We start from the raw sequence: 17,887 nt of genomic DNA on the forward strand, positions 1-17,887 counted from the left end.
GGATCAGTTCCGGCGCTCGTTGTCGGCTTCGTTCAGCATCGCCTCGATCAGGTCGCGCAGCTTCTTGTTGGTCTCGCCCTGCTCGGTGATGTACTTGCGCAGGTCGTCCTGCTCGGTGCGGATGTGCTTGACCAGACCATCGATGCCGCGCGCCAGCTCGGCCATGGCGCGGATGGCATTCTGCGATGAATTCTGGTTTTGCATGTTGGCGCCCAGCCGCTCGATGGCCGCCGTCATGTCGGGGCCGCCGGCATTGGCCTGCATGGCGCTGACCGGATGATCGAGCTCGGTCATGGAGGTCATCCAGTCCTCGAGATCGGTATAGAAGGCGTTCTGCGCCTGGCTCGTCTGCAGGTCGAGGAACCCCAGCACCAGCGAGCCGGCAAGGCCGAACAGCGAGGACGAGAACGCCGTGCCCATGCCGCCCAGCGGTGCGGCGAGGCCTTCCTTGAGGTTGGAAAACAGCGCGGCACTGTCGGCCGAGGTGACGTCGAGCGCATTGATCACGCCCGCCACCGAGCCCACGGTTTCGAGCAGGCCGTAGAACGTGCCCATGAGCCCGAGGAATACCAGCAGGCCCGTGAGGTAGCGCGAGGTATCCTTGGCTTCATCGAGGCGATTGCCCACGCTGTCGAGAATGGAGCGCATCGAGGACGGGGTGATCACCGCCTCGCCGATCCGCTCGCGCAGGAGCCCGGCGACAGGGGCCAGCAGCACCGGCGGACGCGTCGAAGACACCGAGCCGTCCTGCAGGGAATTGACCCACTTCACTTCCGGAAAGAGCCGGAAAATCTGACGAAAGCTGAGAAAGATGCCGATGAACAGGGCAAAGAAGATCATCGAATTGATGAAAGGGTTCGCCCAGAAGAAGGTGACGATGTTGGTAAACAGTATGGCGGCGACGAGGCCTACCAGCACGAGGAAGATGATGATCTTGACGAGGTAAACCGTCGGGCTGGCGAGATGGTAGGGATCGTAAGTCTGCGTCATCTTTGCCGAACCTTGCCCCTCACGCGCAAATCATCCGTCGCCGAGACTAGAGGCGGGCGAAAGGCGTGACAATGGAAAAGGTTAACGACGCGCCCAGACGTGAAGGGCGGGCACGCCTTCCCTACTGGATCGTGCGCAGTGTCTTGAGCAACTGACCGTGCAGTGTCTCGTTGCCCGCAACGATCTGGCCATTCCAGACCGAGCCGGTGGTACCGGCAAAATCCGACACGAGGCCGCCGGCCTCCTTGACCATCAGCAGGCCGGGCGCCACGTCCCAGGGCTTGAGCCCTGCTTCCCACAGCGCATCGAAACGGCCAGCGGCAAGCCAGGCCATGTCCACCGCGATGGAGCCGGAACGGCGGATGCCGGCGACCGCCGGATTGACCGAACCGAGCTGGCGCAGCTGCAGCGTGTCGTTGGAGGTACCCTGGGTCTTGATGCCGGTGGACACCACGGCATCGGACAGGTGGCGGCGGCCGGCGACGCGCAGGCGCTTGGTATCGGCCAGCCAGGCGCCGCCGCCCTTTTCGGCGGTGTAGAGTTCGTCCATGACCGGATTGTAGATCACCGAGGCCACGATTTCGTCGCCGCGCTGCAGCGCGATGGCCACGGCAAAGAGCGGGATGGAATGGAGGAAATTGGTGGTTCCGTCGAGCGGATCGATGATCCAGGTGTGCTGGCCATCGGTGCCGGCGACTTCCCCACCCTCTTCCATCAGAAAGGCATAGGTCGGACGGGCCTTGCGCAGCTCGTCATAGACGATCTGTTCGGCCCGCAGATCGGCCTTGGACACGAAATCGGCAGGGCCCTTGCGCGATACCTGCAGGTTCTCGACCTCGTTGAAGTCGCGGCCCAGGGACTTGCCGGCCTTGATGGCAGCGCTGACCATGACGTTGAGAAGGGCGGAACGCGCCATTGCAAATTGCTCGCTAGCTCAAGCGGGTCGGACGGGGCGGGCAGAGGGACTGCCTGCCGGCACGGGACGCCGCGGATTGAAGTGTGGCGGGCTTATTGCCCCAGAACAGCTTGAGGTTCAAGGGTCTTGCGCCGGATCGGGCTCGGCCGGGGTTTCTTCGGATGTCGCCGCACCGCTCTCGGCCGGATTGGGGTCGACGACCTGGCTTGGTGCGTTTCCAGCATCGGTCGGCGCCGGCAGGACCGGGCCCTGGACCGCGGCAGGCGCCACTTCGGCCTGGGCGCCCGGCGGCGTCGAAGGCCAGAACCGTGCCCTTTCCTCGGCCCGCGCCAACCCATCCGAGGTCAGAGACACCAGCATGCGATCAAGATCAGGATCGTTGAGGCCCTGGCGCCGGGCCAGTGCGCGCCACATGGCCGCTTCCTCGAGATCGACCGGCACGCCCTCGCCAACCGCGAGAAGCTTGGCGTAGCGATTCTGCGCGACCACACTGCCCGCCTCTGCGGCAATGCCATACCAGCGCGCCGCTTCGGCGATGTCACGGTCTACACCCTGGCCAAGATAGAGCAGCGTGGCAAAGTCGACCTGCGCATCGACCAGCCCCTTTTCGGCCGCCAGACCCATGTATCGCGCCCCCTCTGCGAGGTCGGGAGCGACGCCCGCGCCTTCGAGCAGCATGGCGCCATAGTCGTAGAGCGCTTCGGGCAATTCGGCGTCCGCAGCCTCTTTCATGAGGCTTGCGGCGACCGTAAGGCTGGGCTCGGCATACACGCCTTCGACATGGAGCAGCGCCAGATTGTACTTTGCCGGCACGTATCCGGCTTCCGCCGAAGCCTCGAACAGCTCGGCGGCCCGCTCGCGATTGCGCGGCACGCCTGTGCCCGCCTGATAGAGCATGCCGAGTTCGAACGTCGCGAGCCGGTCGCCATTGCGCGACGCCAGCTGGTACCAGCCGGCAGCGCGTTCGTCATTCTGCGCCACGCCCAGACCGCGCGCATAAATCTCCGCAATCAGCGTCTGCGCAGCCGCATCGCCCTGCTCGGCGCGGGGCAAGGCCAGTTCGAGCGCCGTCAGGTAATAGCCGCGCTGAAAGGCACCGAAGGCATAATCTGTTGGGACGCGCGGACCGAACACATCATTGCTGATGGCGTCGGCCGCATTGTTCTGCGCCCAGGCCGGGGTGGCGAGGCCACAAAGGAGCAGGAGCGCCAGGGGACGGATCAGCTTCATGCGGAGGCCTTGACCGCCTTGTCGAAGCCCGACAGCGCGGCGCCCGCATCCGGGGCCGCCCAGACGCAGTCGGACAACGCCAGGAACTCGGCGGGCGTCGATGTGACCAGCGCCTGGTCGGCGGCCGGATCGGAATAGATGGCAGGAACCTCGAAGGTCTCGGCCCACCATTGCGCGAGTTCGGCTGCCTGCGGATCGGTGGCGCCGCCCAAGGGGCCGAACATCAGATAGTCCACATCCAGTTCGCCAAAGCTCATGGCATCGTGGCGCGTGCGGACATTGCCGGCGCCGACGATCCCGTCGGGCTTGAGTGCGGCGACGGCGGCACGAATGGCCTTTACGCCACCCGAGGTCACATGGACGCCATCCGCACCGAGTGTTCGTGCCATTTCGACATCATCCTCGATGAGCACAGCCGCACCGGCGGCCTGTCCGATCTGCACGATCCGTTCGGCCATTGCCGCGTAGCCGGCATCATCAAGCGCACCACGGCGGATCAGCAGTGCCGCGACCTCAGGGCCGGACAGCACGCCCATCAGCTGGCGCGGAAACTGCTCGGGATTGGGAGCCTCTGGAGTGATGAGATAGAGCTGCGGAGCCATGGTGTTCCCGGGTAAGGACGACGCTCCCTAGGACGCCATTTTGGCAAGAAAGGGACACGCCTCAATAGGGGCTGGACCAGATATAGGCAATGGCTGGCGCCGCAAATGAAAAGCGCGCGTCCCCGGGGCAGGGAACGCGCGCGACCGCGACGTTGGGTTCGCGGCCTGGAACCTCGCTCAGGCAGCCCGGTCGAGATCGTTCGACCACTCGCCCAGCGCCGCCAGCGAATTCATGTGGGCCCTGTGGGCAAAAGCCTCGCGGGCGGCGGTGAAGTTTTCGCGACGACCCGCCCAGGTGCGCAGGGCCACGTTCTGGAGGGCGCGACCGTAGGAGAAGGTCATTGGCCAGGGCTTGCCCGCAATGCGGTTCATCGATGACAGGTGACCGGTCGCTTCTTCGTCGGTCTGCCCGCCGGAAAGGAAGGCAATCCCCGGAACAGCAGCCGGCACATGCTCCTTCAGCACGTCGACGGTTCGGCGGGCCACCTCGTCGATGCTTGGACGCTCACGCGAGTTGATGCCGGGCAGGATCATGTTGGGCTTGAGCAGCATGCCGGCCAGATCGACACCGGCCAGGCGCAGTTCCTTGAACACATTTTCCAGCACGTCGCCGGTCACCTGGGCGCAACGTTCCATCGAATGATTGCCGGGCTCGCCATCACCGACCACTTCGGGCTCGACGATCGGAACGATGCCGGCTTCCTGGCACAGCATGGCATAGCGGGCCAGAGCATGGGCATTGGCGCGGATATTGTTGCGGGTCGGGGCGATGTCGTTGATGGTGATGACCGCACGCCACTTGGCAAATCCTGCGCCCAGCTGGGCATATTGCTCCAGGCGCTGACGCAGCCCATCAAGACCCTCGGTGATCTTCTCGCCGCTCTCGCCCGGCATCGGGAAAGCGCCGCGATCGACCTTGATTCCGGGAATGACATCGGCATCGGCGAGGATGGCGCGGAACGGTGTGCCGTCGGCGGCTTCCTGCTTCAGCGTCTCCTCGGTGAGGATGACGCCGGAGATGTATTTGCGCATGGCGTCGGACGCGCCGAACAGCATCTCGCGATAATCGCGGCGCAATTCGAGCGTGTTGGGCAGGTTGATCTTGGAAAAGCGCTTGCCGATCGTGCCCTCCGATTCATCGGCGGCAAGAATGCCCATGCCTGGTGTCATGAGCTTCTGGGCGATCGCATTGAGCGACTTGGTCATGGCGGTGTGAACCTCGGATCTTCGTTGATCCAGAGATTAGACTTTCGTCACGCCGCTTTCGATTAGACGTCCGGTTATAAGACGAAAGGATGATCTTGTATGGTAGATTTTACTGGAACCTAAAACAGGTCGAAGGAGCACCGGAGGCGCCCCTGCCTGAAGTGTTTGGGTTCCAGCCCTGCTATTTCTTCAGCGCTTCGACGCCCGGAAGCGGCTTGCCTTCCATCCATTCAAGGAACGCACCGCCGGCCGTCGAGACATAGGTGAGCTTGTCCTTGACCCCGGCGTGGGCCAGTGCGCTCACCGTGTCGCCACCACCGGCCACGGAAACGAGGAGGTCGTCATGGGTGCGCTTGGCGACATGCTTGGCGATAGCCACGGTGCCCGCGTCGAACGGCTCCATTTCGAAAGCGCCGACCGGACCGTTCCAGACCACCGTATGCGCATCGTCGATGGCGCCGTTGATGCGCTCGATCGAGGACGGCCCGATATCCAGGATCATGCCATCGGGGTCGATGGCGTCGACGCCATAGAGACGGGTCGGCGAATTGGCCTTGAAATGCCACGACACCACGGCATCGATGGGCAGGATGATGGCGCAGTTGGCCTTGTCCGCCTTGTCCATGATCCGGCGGGCCGTATCGGCGAGATCCTTCTCGCAGAGCGACTTGCCCACGCCATGACCCTGCGCGAACAGGAATGTGTTGGCCATGCCGCCGCCGATGACCAGACCATCGACCTTGGTCACGAGGTTCTCGAGCAGATCGATCTTGGAGGAAACCTTGGCGCCGCCAACGATGGCCACCACCGGCTTCTTCGGCTTGCCGAGACCTGATTCCAGCGCCTTGAGCTCCGCTTCCATAGCCAGACCTGCAGCGGCAGGCAGCAGCCGCGCCAGCGCTTCGGTGGAGGCATGGGCGCGGTGCGCGGCGGAGAAGGCATCGTTGACATAAACGTCACCGAGACTGGCCATGCGCTTGGCCAGTTCCGGATCGTTCTCCTCCTCGCCCGGATGGAAACGGGTGTTTTCGAGCACCAGCACCGCACCGGCCGGAGCCTCATCGATGGCTTTCTTGGCGGCGCTCACGTCGACCCAGTCGGTCGCGACGAAGCCGACCGGATGGCCGGTCTCATTGGCGACTGCCTCGCAGACCTGCTCGAGCGAGAATTCCGGATCGACCTTCCCCTTGGGACGGCCGAAATGACTGAGAAGAATGGCCTTGCCATCCTTCTTGACGATCTCGCGGATGGTGGGAACCAGACGCTCGATGCGGGTCGCGTCGGTGACCTTGCCATCGGCAACCGGAACGTTGAGGTCGGCCCGCAGCAGCACGCGCTTGCCCGTCAGATCGAGTTCGTCGAGCGTCTTGAAACCATTGCCCATGGTGCTGCCTCCGGGGTCGGATTGGTGTTGCGCCGTGCGTTAGCAGAGTGGCACGTTTGGCGGAAGCTGGCACAGCAAAAAAGCGGCGGAACGACCGTGGCAGCGCAGCTCAGCCACGACGGGCTTAACCTTAACAGCGGAGCGCCCGCCGCTGTTGCTTCATGGCAACGCCACAGAAAAGCCAGGATTCCCGCCACACCGACGCCCCAATAGGCAATGATTAACCATGCCCGCAAACCGGCTTTTAAGATTAAGCGCGGTAAATGCTGCGCTTAAGATTGTAGTCTTCAGGAGCCTCACGTGGTCATCCCCGCACCCATCAATACCGTTATGCGCGCTGCCGCGATGATGCTTTTCGTCGTCGTGATTGCCGCCTGTTCCCGTTCCTCCACCGACAATGTCGGCCTGACAGGGGTCGGCAATACCGGCGCCGGCGCCCCGGGCAGCCAGCAGGAATTCATCGTCACCGTCGGCGACCGCGTCTTCTTCGAGACCGACTCCAGCTCGCTGACGTCGGAAGCCATGGCCACCCTCGACAAGCAGGCCCAGTGGCTCAACCAGTACCAGAACTACCGCATCATGATCGAAGGCCATGCCGACGAACGCGGAACCCGCGAATACAACATCGCCCTGGGCGCCCGCCGCGGTTCGGTGGTGGTCAACTATCTCGTGTCGCGCGGCGTCAACGCCCAGCGCATCACCACCCAGTCCTTCGGCAAGGAACGCCCTGTGGCTATCTGTAACGACATCTCCTGCTGGAGCCAGAACCGCCGCGCGGTCACGGTCGTGCAGTAATCGACTGGCCCGCCACGCGGCGGGCCGAGCCCATCCGGTGAAAACTGGAGGCAAGAGCGCCCGGAGCCACAAAATGGCCCGGGCGCTTTCTTTTCACCAAAATTGCTCTTTATCCGCGAGGGCAGAATACCCATCTCGGCGGGAACACCGCTCATACTGGAGGCAGCTTTGACGCTATCAAGAATTGGAAAGCTGGGGCGCGCCGCGCTCTGTGCGCTGGGAGTGGGCCTTACGGCGCCGGCTGTCCAGGCACAGAGCGTGTTTCCGCCGGGCGAATTGAGCGGCCTGACCTACAACAACGATGGCGGGCGAATTCTCGTCGCCCAGGCCGACAGTGCGCAGCTGATGGTGCGCATTCAGCAGCTCGAAGAGCAGAACCGCCTGCTCAACGGCCAGATCGAGGGGCTGACCTTCCAGCTCACCCAGCTCCAGGAAATTCTCAACCGCTTCCAGGAAGATGCCGAATTCCGCTTCCAGCAGCTGGAAGGCGGTGCTGGGGGAAAAACTGAGGCGGCAACCCAACCGGGCGGCGTGACGCAGCCCGAGGCGTTGCCGCAGGACCCGGCCACCACCGAAGCTGACGTTCCGCTGACAGACATTCCCGAGCAAGGTGTGCAACCGCTGCCCGGCGAGGTCGAATTCGACCCCACCTTCACCGACGGCGCAGCAGCAACTGACGAGCTGGGCCAATCCGGCGATCCCCTCGTGGGCACGGGCCAGTCCGGTGGCGTCGACCTTATCACCGGCCAGCCGCTCGACCTCAGCTACAATCCGGGCGCGAGCTCGGGTGATCCGGATGCCGACGCACAATATCGCGCCGGCTACGAAGCGCTGGTCGCGGGCGACTACACCTTCGCCGAGGAGCAGTTCGCCCAGTTCCTCGAACTGTATCCGGACAATCCGCAGATCATGGATGCCAGCAACTGGCTGGGCGAAGCCATGATCGCGCGGGGCGGCTATGCCGAGGCGGCTGACGTCCTGGTGGATGCCTATCAGAAGGATCCCAACCATGCGCGCGCGCCAGACCTGCTGCTCAAGCTCGGCGTCTCGCTGGCCGGCGTGGGTGAAAGGGAAACCGCCTGCCGCACCTTCTCGGAAGTATCGACCCGCTATCCCGACACCATCCCGGCCTTCCAGACCCGCCTCGCCGAGGAAAAGGCCAAGGCCGAATGTCCGCCGGCCTGACACCCGACCTGGGTGACCCCGATGTGCTGGCGCGGATGTTCGCGCCAGCCGGCAGGCACAGGGCAATCGGCCTCGCCGTTTCCGGCGGACCCGACAGTCTGGCATTGATGCTGCTGGCCCACCGTTGGGCCGCATCGCTCCCCGCGCCTCCAAAGCTCTTCGTCTACAGCCTCGATCATGAACTCCGCGCCGAAGCCCACGAGGAAGTGGCAATGGTGCTGGACACCGCCGCCAGCCTAGGCCTTGCCGCGCGTGGTCTCTGCTGGACCGGCGAGAAACCGGAAACCGGTCTGCAGGAGGCAGCGCGACAGGCGCGGTATCGTCTCATCGGCGAGGCCATGAAGACCGATGGCGCAACCTTGCTCCTCACCGGCCACCACCGCAGCGATCAGGCCGAAACCGTGCTGATGCGGCTCGCGCATGGCAGCGGCATCGAGGGGCTCAAGGCGATGACACCGGTGAGCGACGTCGAAGGGGTGGCGGTGTTCCGGCCGCTGCTCGATGTCGACCCGGCCAGCCTTGCCGTGCTGGTGCAGGATGCAGGACTGAGCCCGGCACGCGATCCATCCAACCATGATTTGGCTTACGAACGTGTCCGCTGGCGCAAGCTCCTGCCGGCCCTGGCGGAAGAAGGCCTCGACAGCGCGACCCTTACACGCCTGGCGGCGCGCATGGCCGAGGCCGACGCGGCCCTGGCCCAGATGGCCGAAGCGGCCTTCGCCGAACTCGTCGTGCTCGACGGCTTCGGCGCGGCAAGCGTGCCCCGGGCTGCCCTCGACGCGCTGAGCCCGGCCATCGGCCGGCGCCTCCTGGGCCGTGTGCTCAACATCGTCGGCGGACGGCAGAAACCCCGCGCGCTGGGTCAGGTGGAGCGGCTCTACGACCAGATCATCGAGGGTGCGCTGCCGCGGGCGGCGACACTGCTCGGCGCCGTCGCGCGGCTGAGGAGCGACACGCTCACCGTGTCGCGCGAACCCGGCCGCGCCCTGCCCCAGGACATCGTCATCCTGCCCAGGCAAGGCCTCGTGTGGGACCAGCGCTTCCTGATCACGAATGTGTCCGAGGATGGCAGCCTGGTCGCCGGCGCAACGGACTTCATGCCGCGCCACCGGCTCGAGGATTTCCTCGGCTTCAAGGTGACCACGCCGGCCGAAGCAATAAGGACGGCGCCGCTGGTGCGCGACGCTGCCGGGGACGTGCTGGCGCTCGGCGGCTGGTCGTTCGACGAGCGGGTGAAGGTCGAGCTTTTGATCGACTAGATCTCGTGCACTTCGCCGGCGGCAACCACCGGGCCGGTCGGCTTGCCTTCCGGCGCCCCGCCCTTGGGTTCGACCGTCAAAGCCAGCACGGACCCTTCGCCCCACCCGGCGCGAACCTGGTCGGAAAGCTCGACCACGGAACGCTGGTTGACCGGGATGACGCCCATGGAAATCGGATCGGCGCCGCCCTGGATGGCCCAGAGCTCGAGATCCTGCTGGTCGCTCACGTCGCCCGAAAGTGCCGTCAACCGCACCGCGCCCGCGCCGTCGTAAAGGGCAAGGAAGCGCACATCGCTGCCTTCGGCCTCGAGCGCCGCCACCAGTTGCGTGGTGAGAGCGGTGACGCTTGGCGCAGGTTGCAGGAGGTTGAAACCGACTGCCGCAACAGCAACGGCCACGGCGCCCGCGGCGATGCCGCGCCAGAGCGCAAGGCTGCTCCAGAAGCCCGTCGGGGCATCGATGCCGAACAGGCGCCTTTCAATCTTCTGCAAGGCATGAGCGGGTGCCGGGGTTTCGGCAAATTCGCCATCGAGCGCTGCAAAGCGCGCCATCCAGAAGTCGCGCTCCTTCTGCAGCGCCGGATCGGCCTCGATCAGACGGCCGACGCGCACCTGCTCGGGGGCGCTGAGCAGGCCCAGAACATACTCGGCCACCAGCGCTCCACGCCGATCCCCCTCGATGCTGCCCCGTTCGTCACTCATGCCGTCAGACACTCTCTCAATCGTATCAGGCTGCGTCGCAGCCAGGTTCTCATCGTATTGATCGGCACAGCGAAGCGCTCCGCCAATTCTTCATAACTGTAGCCATCAAGGTAGGCGCCGCGCACGGCGTCGGCCCTGTCGGCCTCGAGTTGCCCGAGGCACGCTTCGATCCTGGCGCCATCCTCGCTCGATTCGGTCATCCGCTCCGGATCCGGCGCGGCATCGGGTATTTCCATGGCAGCGTCCAGATCGTCGCCAGCAGGACGCCGCGCCCGAACCATGTCGAGAGCATGGTTTCGAGCAATGGCCACAAGCCAGCTGATGGGGGAATACTGCCCCGGCACATAACGATCGGCACGCTGCCAGATCTTGATATAGACCTCCTGGATGGCCTCTTCGGCCTCGGCCCTGTTTCTCAAGATACGCAGCACTACTCCGAAGAGTTTCGCGCTGGTCCGCTGGTAAAGGGTCCGGAATGCCGCGCGATCTGCGAGCGCGCAGCGCGAGATCATGTCGGCGATTTCAGCCGTATCGTTCTGCCTGGCCATGGACTGGCGTCCCTCCCGTCCAATAGTCGTTTTTCTGTTTTGGCACATAACGCCCGATTGGGACAATCGGATCAATGGCCTTCAAAAAACCTGCCCAATGCCGTTTCATCGCAACCGGAAATCGACTAGACCCTTTTCCCCGAACGACAGGCCTTGCCAGGGAGCCGCTTACCACCATGACCGATCAAGCCGAGACCGACCGGTTCAGCCACGATGCAGGCATCCTCGCGCAGGCCCTGCCCTACATGCAGCGCTACGAGGGCAAGACCGTCGTGGTGAAATACGGCGGGCATGCCATGGGCGACCTGAAGTTGGGACAGGCTTTCGCCCGCGACATCGCGCTTCTCAAGCAGTCCAAGGTCAATCCCATCGTCGTGCACGGCGGCGGGCCGCAGATCGCCTCGATGCTCAAGAACCTCGGCATCGAATCCAAGTTCGAAGGCGGCCTGCGCGTCACGGACCAGCGCACCATGGAAGTGGTGGAAATGGTCCTGGCCGGATCGATCAACAAGGAGATCGTGGCGCTGATCAATGCCGAAGGCGAATGGGCCATCGGCCTCTGTGGCAAGGACGGCAACATGGTCTTCGCCCGCAAGGCGGAAAAGAAGGTCATCGACCCCAATTCCCACATTGAGCGCGTGCTCGATCTCGGCTTCGTCGGCGAACCCGTGGAAGTCGACCGCACCCTGCTCGACTTGCTGGCCCGCTCCGAGATGATCCCCGTCATCGCTCCCGTCGCCCCCGGGCGCGACGGCAATACCTACAACATCAACGCCGACACCTTTGCCGGCGCCATCGCCGGATCGCTGGGCGCCAAGCGCCTGCTGTTCCTGACCGACGTGCCGGGCGTGCTCGACAAGGACGGCAAGCTGATCCCGGAGCTGACCGTGCGCGACGCCAAGGCGCTGATCGCCGATGGCACCATCTCGGGCGGCATGATCCCCAAGGTCGAGACCTGCCTCGAAGCACTCGACAATGGCGTGGAAGGCGTCGTCATCCTCAACGGCAAGCAGCCGCACGTGGTGCTGGTCGAGCTGTTCACCGAATTCGGTGCCGGTACGCTGATCGTGCGCTAAGTAGAGCCCGCCACGACATGAAAAGGCCGCCTCCAGGGCGGCCTTTCTTTTTATGCTTCCACCGGTATTGGGGCGGCGGGCCTGCCCTGCGGTTGCCCGCCCGACCCCTTGAAGAAGAAGGCGAGCAGCATGACGAGGCCGAAGCTGATGACCTGATACCAGAGCGCCAGCGCCGTCGCATCGGCGAATGCGGCATGCGGACCCGATCCGGACGCAAAGGCGGAGCCGAGATGGGTGAAGAAGATTTCGCCCACAAGCGCGATCCCCAGCGCGCCGCCCACTTGCTGGAACGCCTGAAGGGCGCCCGATCCGGCACCGGCATCGCGCGGCGGCACGGCGCGCAGGACCAGCTGGAACAGCGAGGAAAAGCCCAGTCCAAGTCCGATACCCGCGACGAGCAGCGGCGGCAGGAACCACCAATGGTCGATCGTGTCGCCGACCCCGGCAATGATGAAATGCAGCCAGCCGATGCCGAAAGTCAGCAGCGCACCGGCAGCGGCCAGCCGACCGCGCAGGTAATGCGCCCCGAAACGGCCGGCAATGGCGGAGGCGATCAGCACGCCCACCGAGAACGGCGTGTTGGTGAGCCCCGATTCGAGCGGCGAGAAGCCGAAGCCCGACTGCAGCAGCAGCGAAATGACGAGGAACATGCCGGGAATGCCGGATGCGAACACCGTCACGACGAAGGCACCAAACATGAATTCCTTGCTCCGCAGCAGCGCGTAGTTGAGCAACTGCGGCTCTCCTGCCGCGGCGCGCCGGCCCTGCCAGAGATAGAACAGGCCAAGCATGACCACACCAAAGGCAATCATGCCGAAGGCCCAGAGCGGCCAGCCATAGGCACGGCCCTCGACGATCGGAAACACCACGGCGACGATGCCCAGGCCGAACAGGAGGATGCCGACATAGTCGTTCTTGAGATCCGCATGGCCCGGAAGGCGCGGGATCAGGAACCAGCCGGCCACGATGGCGGCAATGCCGATCGGCACGTTGACAAGGAAGATCGGCTGCCAGTCCAGCCCAAACAGCTGCGCATCGATCAGCACGCCGCCCAGGATCGGCCCGCAGACAGAGGCGAGGCCTGCCGAAAGACCGAAAAGCGAGAAGGCCTGACCCCGCTCGTGCGGCGGAAACGTGACGGTGGCGATGGCGAGCACCTGCGGCGTCATCATCGCGCCGCCGAGGCCCTGCAGCACGCGGGCGGCGATCAGCATCTCGATATTGGGTGCAAGGCCGCACAAGGCCGAGGCAGCGGTGAACGCCACGACGCCGGCCAGGAACATGCGGGTGCGCCCGACGATGTCGCCCAGGCGCCCGAAGGGCAGCAGACCGAGCGCGAAAGCCAGCACATAGGCGGCGATCACCCATTCGATCTGGCTGTCGCTGGCGCCCAGGCTCTCGCGCATGGATGGCAGCGCCACGTTGACGATCGTGACATCGATCAGGTTCATGAAATTGGCGATCAGCAGGATCGCCAGCGAAAGCCACCGACGCGGGTCGGGTGGTGAGGCCGTCTCGGCCGCGTAGGTTGTCATAGGTCTGTCCTTCGGGTGTCAGATGGTGAACGCGCGATGAAGGCGCGTTCGAATTCGGCGAAGATGGAAAGAGTTTGCGCACGATCCGGCGTGCGGCTGCGCCAGCCGGCGATCATTCCGATGAATATCTTGGCGGCCGCATCGGCATCGATGTCGGCACGAAGCGTGCCGTCGGAAACGCCCTTTCGAAAAATCTCGGCCAGCGAGGCATGCCAGTAGCTGCGCATCGGCTGGATGATGGCAGCGATATCGGGATCGCGCCGGGCCCGTTCGCTGAGCTCGGCCATGATGGCGATGCGTTCGGGCGCCTGTTCCTGGGATTCGAGCGCATCCTCGAACTCCATGCGCAACAGCTCGATCCCGGTCTTGCCGGCGCGCGGCCGAGCCGTGTCCTGTGCCCGGAATTCCTCGCGAACGCTCTGCGCCACCAGCGCGACGAGCGCCTCCTTGCTGGGCACGTGATAATGCAGGGTGGCGATATTGATGCCCACGCGCGCGGCGATGTCGCGCGTCCGCAGGCCCTCGAGACCCTTTTCGACAATGATGTCGCGGGCGGCTTGAGCGATGGCGGTACGCCGGTCATCGCCGGTTTCACGTCTTTGGTTTTCAGTTTGCATGACCGCACCGCATATACCTCCACCTTGTCACAATCAATCACTTGATTGATAGAAATTTTAGCTTCCCTCTCACGCGCACTTTTGCCGGGTACGGTTGACATTTTTCGTCAGCAGGCGTCCATCACCCGCGATTTCCGGAGCACGCCATGACCGACTATGTCCGCAAGATCCTGACCTCATCTGTCTACGAAGTCGCCGAACAGACGCCGCTTGAAAAGATGCAGCTTCTGTCCGCGCGCCTTGGGCAGACGATCCTGGTCAAGCGCGAGGACCTGCAGCCGGTCTTCTCGTTCAAGATCCGCGGCGCTCACAATCGCATTGTCCATCTATCGCCCGAGGAACGAGCCCGCGGCGTAATCTGCGCGTCGGCCGGAAACCATGCGCAGGGTGTCGCGCTGTCAGCCACAAGGCTGGGCATCCGCGCCGTCATCGTGATGCCGACCACCACCCCGCTCATCAAGGTCAATGCCGTGCGGCGACTGGGCGGTGAAGTCGTGCTCTTCGGCGATGGGTTTGATGCGGCACGCGCATACGCTGCGGGCCTCGCCGAGCGGCATGGCTATGTTTTCGTCCACCCGTTCGACGATCCCGACGTCATCGCCGGCCAGGGCACGGTCGGCCTCGAGCTGATGCGCCAGCATCCCGAAGCCATCGGCGCCATCTACGTTCCGGTCGGGGGTGGCGGCCTTGCGGCGGGCATTGCCAGTTTCGTCAAGTTCCTGCGCCCGGAAATCCGGGTGATCGGCGTGGAGCCCGAGGAAGCGGCGAGCATGAAGGCCGCGATCGCGGCTGGCCACCCGGTGCCGCTCGACCAGGTCGGGCTGTTTGCCGATGGCGTGGCCGTCCGGCAGGTGGGCGACGAGACCTTCCGCCTCTGCCGCGAGCTGCTCGATGACATCGTGACGGTGACCGCCGACGAAATCTGCGCCGCCATCAAGGACATCTTCGACGACCATCGCGCCATCACCGAACCTGCGGGCGCGCTGGCCCTTGCAGGACTACGCCGCGATATTGAAAACGGCAACGCGCCCGAAGGCGCGTTGATCGCCATCAATTCCGGCGCCAATGTCAATTTCGACCGGCTGCGCTACGTGGCCGAACGCGCGGAAATCGGCGAACGCGCCGAAGCGCTGCTGGCGGTGACCATTCCCGAGCGTCCCGGCGCCTACCGTGCATTCATCCGGCTGATCGGCAGCCGCGCCATCACCGAATTCAATTATCGCTACGCGGCAGGCGCCAGCGCCAATATCTTCGTCGGCATCAAGCTGGCCGGCGGCGACGCGGAAAAGCACGACATCATCGCCATGCTCGAGCAGAACGACCACGCCGTCACCGACCTGACGGACAACGAGGTCGCCAAACTGCATGTGCGCCACATGGTCGGCGGCCGGGCAGCGGGCCTGGCCAATGAGATGGTGTTCCGTTTCCAGTTTCCCGAGCGCCCCGGCGCCTTGTTGAAATTCCTGGAAGGTCTCAACGACGCCTGGAACATCACCCTCTTCCACTACCGCAACCACGGTGCCGACTATGGCCGGGTCCTGGTGGGGATCGAGGTGCCGCCCGAGACCCGATCAGACCTCTTCGCGCACATCGATGCCATCGGCTTTCCCTATTGGGACGAAACAAAAAATACGGCCTATCAGCAATTTCTGGAATAGCGATGGGAACCACCCAAATGGGTGGCGACATTAGGCTGACGTAAACTGCAACTACAAGGCGCGGACCTATTTCCGCCACGAGCCCATTGCAATTGCGTTTGCTGCGGGCAATCTGAAACTGAGACGCGCGGCCCGGAACCCCTGCCGCGCGTGACGTTATTGAGGGATTACATAATGATCGGCACGATCAAGACTACCGGCCTTCTGGCCGCCACTGGCCTCGCCACTGTTCTCTTCATGCAGCCGGCCATGGCGCTGGAAGCCGACGCCTTCATCGAGCGCGTGGCCACCGTCTATGGCGCAATGGGTTATGACCTGAGCTTCGGCGAAGCGACCCTCAATGGCGATACCATCACTGTCGACGGTGTGACGGTCAACATGCAGGGCGCCGACGAGCCGATGGTCGTCGACACCGAACTGACCTTTAGCGGCGTCGTCGAGAACGATGACGGCAGCTACTCCGTCGACAGCCTCTCCGTCCCGGACATCGATACCGAATTCGCCGAAGACCCGGTGGGTCACCTGACCCTGGTCGACATGGTCGCCGAAGATCTCTGGCTTCCGCCCGAGGGTGATACCAGCGCCGTGTCGCTGCTCCAGACCGTCGGCCGCGTCGCCTCCGGCCCGCTGACCATCACCCGCGATGGGGCCGAAGTGATCAAGTTCGACGGCATGGATTTCAGCTCGGAGTTCACCTACGACTCCTCCGACGCCCTCGAGGAAGTCATCTCGAGCTTCACCATCAGCAACATCTGGGCCGATCTGTCGACCGTCGGCGAAGAGGAGCCGGAAGCCGGCGCCGTGATCACCGCGCTTGGGCTCACCAACATCGCCGGCAATATCAGCCAGTCGATGACCTGGACCATGGCCGATGGCCACATCGTCATGGATGAATTCCTGTTCGATTTCGCCGATATCGGCAAGCTCGACATCAAGTTCGACTTCTCCGGCTTCACCCCGGAAATGCTCGACAAGATCTACGCCATGCAGAGCTCCGACCTCGACCCGGCAAGCGAGGAAGCCCAGGCTCAGCAGATGATGGCCGGAATGGAGATCGCCCAGGCGATGACCATCACCAGCGCATCCATCCGCTATGACGACGCCGGCCTGGCCCCGAAACTGCTCGACATGTTCGCCGCACAGTCCGGTGCCGACCGCGCCGCCTTCGTCGAAGGTCTCAAGGCAATGCTGCCGGCCATGATCGCCGAGAGCGGCGTTCCGGCCCTCAACGACGTCGTCGTGCCGCCGGTCTCGGCCTTCCTCGACGATCCCAAGAACCTCGAAGTGGTGGTCCAGCCCCCGACCCCGACCAGCGTCCTGGTCCTGGCGGCTGCCGCCTCCAACCCGGCCAGCCTGATCCAGGCCCTGGGATTTGCGGTCAATTCGAACCAGTAAGACTGCCGGAGCGGCGGGACCCAGGTCCCGCCGCTTTGATCACGGCGATGATGAAGCCTTCATGCTTCTGTGCCATAATGCCCGCATGACCGCGCTCACCTCAATGCCTCGCTCCAGCCTCGACCACGTGACCGATTGGGTGTTCGACCTCGACAACACCCTTTATCCGCGCGAGTGCAATCTCTTCGCCCAGATCGATACGCTCATCACCCAATATGTGATGGACGTCACGGCGCTCGATTTCGCCAGCGCCCGCGAGCTGCAGAAAACCTATTATCGCGACTTCGGCACGACTCTGAACGGACTGATGCACCGGCACAGCATCGACGCGGACCATTTCCTCAATACTGTCCACGCAATCGATTACACACCGGTGGATCCGCATCCGGACCTGGTCGAAGCCATCCGCGCCCTGCCCGGCCGCAAGTTCATCCTGACCAATGGCGATACCGGCCATGCCCGCTCCGTGCTGAGGCGCCTGGGCGGGGACGAACTGTTCGAACATGTGCACGACATCCGCGCCATGACCTTCGTGCCCAAACCGCATCGCGCGGCTTATGACGGCTTCTTCGCCCTGCACGGCATCGATCCCACCCGCGCCATCATGTTCGACGATCTCGAGAAAAACCTCGTCGTGCCGCACGAAGTGGGGATGGCAACGGTGCAGGTTGTGGCCGGCGACGACTTCGCCCATGAGCAGGTGGAAGCCTGGGAGCTCGGGCGCTCGACCGGGCCGCATGTGCATCACGTCACCGCGGACCTGGCCGGATTTCTGCGCAACCTGCCCTGA

At 64.1% G+C, this 17,887-nt stretch carries 17 protein-coding genes; 7 read left to right on the forward strand and 10 right to left on the reverse strand.

Annotation, left to right across the window (positions count from 1 at the left end):
• Positions 1-3: 3 nt before the first annotated feature.
• The 6 genes from CCK88_RS11005 to CCK88_RS11030 form a co-directional block, all read right to left on the reverse strand.
• The gene (locus CCK88_RS11005) at positions 4-990 is read right to left on the reverse strand and encodes a flagellar motor protein MotA (RefSeq protein WP_086470468.1); all 987 of its coding nucleotides are present in this window, start codon (positions 988-990) and stop codon (positions 4-6) included.
• 121 nt (positions 991-1,111) lie between these two features.
• Entirely contained in the window at positions 1,112-1,906 is a 795-nt protein-coding gene (locus CCK88_RS11010; RefSeq protein ID WP_086470469.1) for an inositol monophosphatase family protein, read from the reverse strand.
• Positions 1,907-2,023: 117 nt separating this feature from the next.
• Positions 2,024-3,136 carry a tetratricopeptide repeat protein gene (locus tag CCK88_RS11015; RefSeq protein ID WP_170926434.1) on the reverse strand — a complete coding sequence of 371 codons (1,113 nt, stop codon included), beginning with the start codon at positions 3,134-3,136 and terminating at the stop codon, positions 2,024-2,026.
• Complete coding sequence (locus CCK88_RS11020) at positions 3,133-3,738, reverse strand: thiamine phosphate synthase (RefSeq protein ID WP_086470471.1); 606 nt, start codon at positions 3,736-3,738, stop codon at positions 3,133-3,135. Before CCK88_RS11020 ends, CCK88_RS11015 begins: the two co-directional genes overlap by 4 nt.
• A gap of 177 nt (positions 3,739-3,915) precedes the next feature.
• The gene (locus tag CCK88_RS11025; RefSeq protein ID WP_086470472.1) at positions 3,916-4,944 is read right to left on the reverse strand and encodes a class I fructose-bisphosphate aldolase; all 1,029 of its coding nucleotides are present in this window, start codon (positions 4,942-4,944) and stop codon (positions 3,916-3,918) included.
• A 181-nt stretch (positions 4,945-5,125) separates the two neighbouring features.
• Positions 5,126-6,328, reverse strand: a complete 1,203-nt coding sequence (locus tag CCK88_RS11030; RefSeq protein ID WP_086470473.1) for a phosphoglycerate kinase — start codon at positions 6,326-6,328, stop codon at positions 5,126-5,128.
• Between the two features lie 330 nt (positions 6,329-6,658).
• Here CCK88_RS11030 and pal point away from each other — a divergent pair, with 330 nt between their 5' ends.
• From pal to tilS, 3 genes are all read left to right on the forward strand, one after another.
• Positions 6,659-7,123: a peptidoglycan-associated lipoprotein Pal gene (pal, locus tag CCK88_RS11035; RefSeq protein ID WP_086470920.1), complete on the forward strand. Its 465-nt coding sequence runs from the start codon at positions 6,659-6,661 to the stop codon at positions 7,121-7,123.
• 168 nt (positions 7,124-7,291) lie between these two features.
• Entirely contained in the window at positions 7,292-8,308 is a 1,017-nt protein-coding gene (gene ybgF / locus CCK88_RS11040; RefSeq protein ID WP_140048964.1) for a tol-pal system protein YbgF, read from the forward strand.
• Positions 8,293-9,567: a tRNA lysidine(34) synthetase TilS gene (tilS, locus tag CCK88_RS11045; protein WP_086470475.1), complete on the forward strand. Its 1,275-nt coding sequence runs from the start codon at positions 8,293-8,295 to the stop codon at positions 9,565-9,567. The genes ybgF and tilS overlap by 16 nt, the downstream gene beginning before the upstream one ends.
• Here tilS and CCK88_RS11050 read toward each other — a convergent pair.
• Positions 9,564-10,268, reverse strand: coding sequence for an anti-sigma factor (locus tag CCK88_RS11050; RefSeq protein WP_086470476.1), 705 nt, complete (start codon positions 10,266-10,268; stop codon positions 9,564-9,566). The genes tilS and CCK88_RS11050 overlap by 4 nt on opposite strands.
• Positions 10,265-10,816 carry a sigma-70 family RNA polymerase sigma factor gene (locus tag CCK88_RS11055; RefSeq protein WP_086470477.1) on the reverse strand — a complete coding sequence of 184 codons (552 nt, stop codon included), beginning with the start codon at positions 10,814-10,816 and terminating at the stop codon, positions 10,265-10,267. The genes CCK88_RS11050 and CCK88_RS11055 overlap by 4 nt, the downstream gene beginning before the upstream one ends.
• 176 nt (positions 10,817-10,992) lie before the next feature.
• On the opposite strand from CCK88_RS11055, the gene argB reads away from it, so the two are divergent.
• Positions 10,993-11,892 carry an acetylglutamate kinase gene (gene argB, locus CCK88_RS11060; protein WP_086470478.1) on the forward strand — a complete coding sequence of 300 codons (900 nt, stop codon included), beginning with the start codon at positions 10,993-10,995 and terminating at the stop codon, positions 11,890-11,892.
• Positions 11,893-11,942: 50 nt separating this feature from the next.
• Here argB and CCK88_RS11065 read toward each other — a convergent pair whose 3' ends face one another.
• Together CCK88_RS11065 and CCK88_RS11070 are read right to left on the reverse strand one after the other, a co-directional pair.
• The gene (locus CCK88_RS11065) at positions 11,943-13,427 is read right to left on the reverse strand and encodes a DHA2 family efflux MFS transporter permease subunit (RefSeq protein ID WP_244557472.1); all 1,485 of its coding nucleotides are present in this window, start codon (positions 13,425-13,427) and stop codon (positions 11,943-11,945) included.
• Positions 13,424-14,044 carry a TetR/AcrR family transcriptional regulator gene (locus CCK88_RS11070; RefSeq protein ID WP_086470479.1) on the reverse strand — a complete coding sequence of 207 codons (621 nt, stop codon included), beginning with the start codon at positions 14,042-14,044 and terminating at the stop codon, positions 13,424-13,426. Before CCK88_RS11070 ends, CCK88_RS11065 begins: the two co-directional genes overlap by 4 nt.
• Positions 14,045-14,190: 146 nt before the next feature.
• Here CCK88_RS11070 and ilvA point away from each other — a divergent pair, with 146 nt between their 5' ends.
• From ilvA to CCK88_RS11085, 3 genes are all read left to right on the forward strand, one after another.
• A complete protein-coding gene (gene ilvA, locus CCK88_RS11075; protein WP_086470480.1) occupies positions 14,191-15,702 on the forward strand; it encodes a threonine ammonia-lyase, biosynthetic in 1,512 nt (503 codons plus the stop codon).
• A gap of 174 nt (positions 15,703-15,876) precedes the next feature.
• Entirely contained in the window at positions 15,877-17,097 is a 1,221-nt protein-coding gene (locus CCK88_RS11080; RefSeq protein WP_086470481.1) for a hypothetical protein, read from the forward strand.
• An 85-nt stretch (positions 17,098-17,182) separates the two neighbouring features.
• Entirely contained in the window at positions 17,183-17,887 is a 705-nt protein-coding gene (locus CCK88_RS11085) for a pyrimidine 5'-nucleotidase (RefSeq protein ID WP_086470482.1), read from the forward strand.

Source organism: Devosia lucknowensis (assembly GCF_900177655.1).
Classification (GTDB): domain Bacteria; phylum Pseudomonadota; class Alphaproteobacteria; order Rhizobiales; family Devosiaceae; genus Devosia; species Devosia lucknowensis.

Excerpts from the sequence above, each read along its gene's own strand:
- CCK88_RS11015 (WP_170926434.1), bottom strand. The coding sequence starts at position 3,136 with ATGAAGCTGATCCGTCCCCTGGCGCTCCTGCTCCTTTGTGGCCTCGCC.
- CCK88_RS11055 (WP_086470477.1), bottom strand. The coding sequence starts at position 10,816 with ATGGCCAGGCAGAACGATACGGCTGAAATCGCCGACATGATCTCGCGC.
- CCK88_RS11010 (WP_086470469.1), bottom strand. The coding sequence starts at position 1,906 with ATGGCGCGTTCCGCCCTTCTCAACGTCATGGTCAGCGCTGCCATCAAG.
- argB (WP_086470478.1), top strand. The coding sequence starts at position 10,993 with ATGACCGATCAAGCCGAGACCGACCGGTTCAGCCACGATGCAGGCATC.
- ilvA (WP_086470480.1), top strand. The coding sequence starts at position 14,191 with ATGACCGACTATGTCCGCAAGATCCTGACCTCATCTGTCTACGAAGTC.
- CCK88_RS11050 (WP_086470476.1), bottom strand. The coding sequence starts at position 10,268 with ATGAGTGACGAACGGGGCAGCATCGAGGGGGATCGGCGTGGAGCGCTG.
- CCK88_RS11030 (WP_086470473.1), bottom strand. The coding sequence starts at position 6,328 with ATGGGCAATGGTTTCAAGACGCTCGACGAACTCGATCTGACGGGCAAG.
- CCK88_RS11080 (WP_086470481.1), top strand. The coding sequence starts at position 15,877 with ATGATCGGCACGATCAAGACTACCGGCCTTCTGGCCGCCACTGGCCTC.
- CCK88_RS11005 (WP_086470468.1), bottom strand. The coding sequence starts at position 990 with ATGACGCAGACTTACGATCCCTACCATCTCGCCAGCCCGACGGTTTAC.
- tilS (WP_086470475.1), top strand. The coding sequence starts at position 8,293 with ATGTCCGCCGGCCTGACACCCGACCTGGGTGACCCCGATGTGCTGGCG.
- CCK88_RS11020 (WP_086470471.1), bottom strand. The coding sequence starts at position 3,738 with ATGGCTCCGCAGCTCTATCTCATCACTCCAGAGGCTCCCAATCCCGAG.
- CCK88_RS11065 (WP_244557472.1), bottom strand. The coding sequence starts at position 13,427 with ATGACAACCTACGCGGCCGAGACGGCCTCACCACCCGACCCGCGTCGG.
- CCK88_RS11085 (WP_086470482.1), top strand. The coding sequence starts at position 17,183 with ATGACCGCGCTCACCTCAATGCCTCGCTCCAGCCTCGACCACGTGACC.
- CCK88_RS11025 (WP_086470472.1), bottom strand. The coding sequence starts at position 4,944 with ATGACCAAGTCGCTCAATGCGATCGCCCAGAAGCTCATGACACCAGGC.
- CCK88_RS11070 (WP_086470479.1), bottom strand. The coding sequence starts at position 14,044 with ATGCAAACTGAAAACCAAAGACGTGAAACCGGCGATGACCGGCGTACC.
- pal (WP_086470920.1), top strand. The coding sequence starts at position 6,659 with ATGCGCGCTGCCGCGATGATGCTTTTCGTCGTCGTGATTGCCGCCTGT.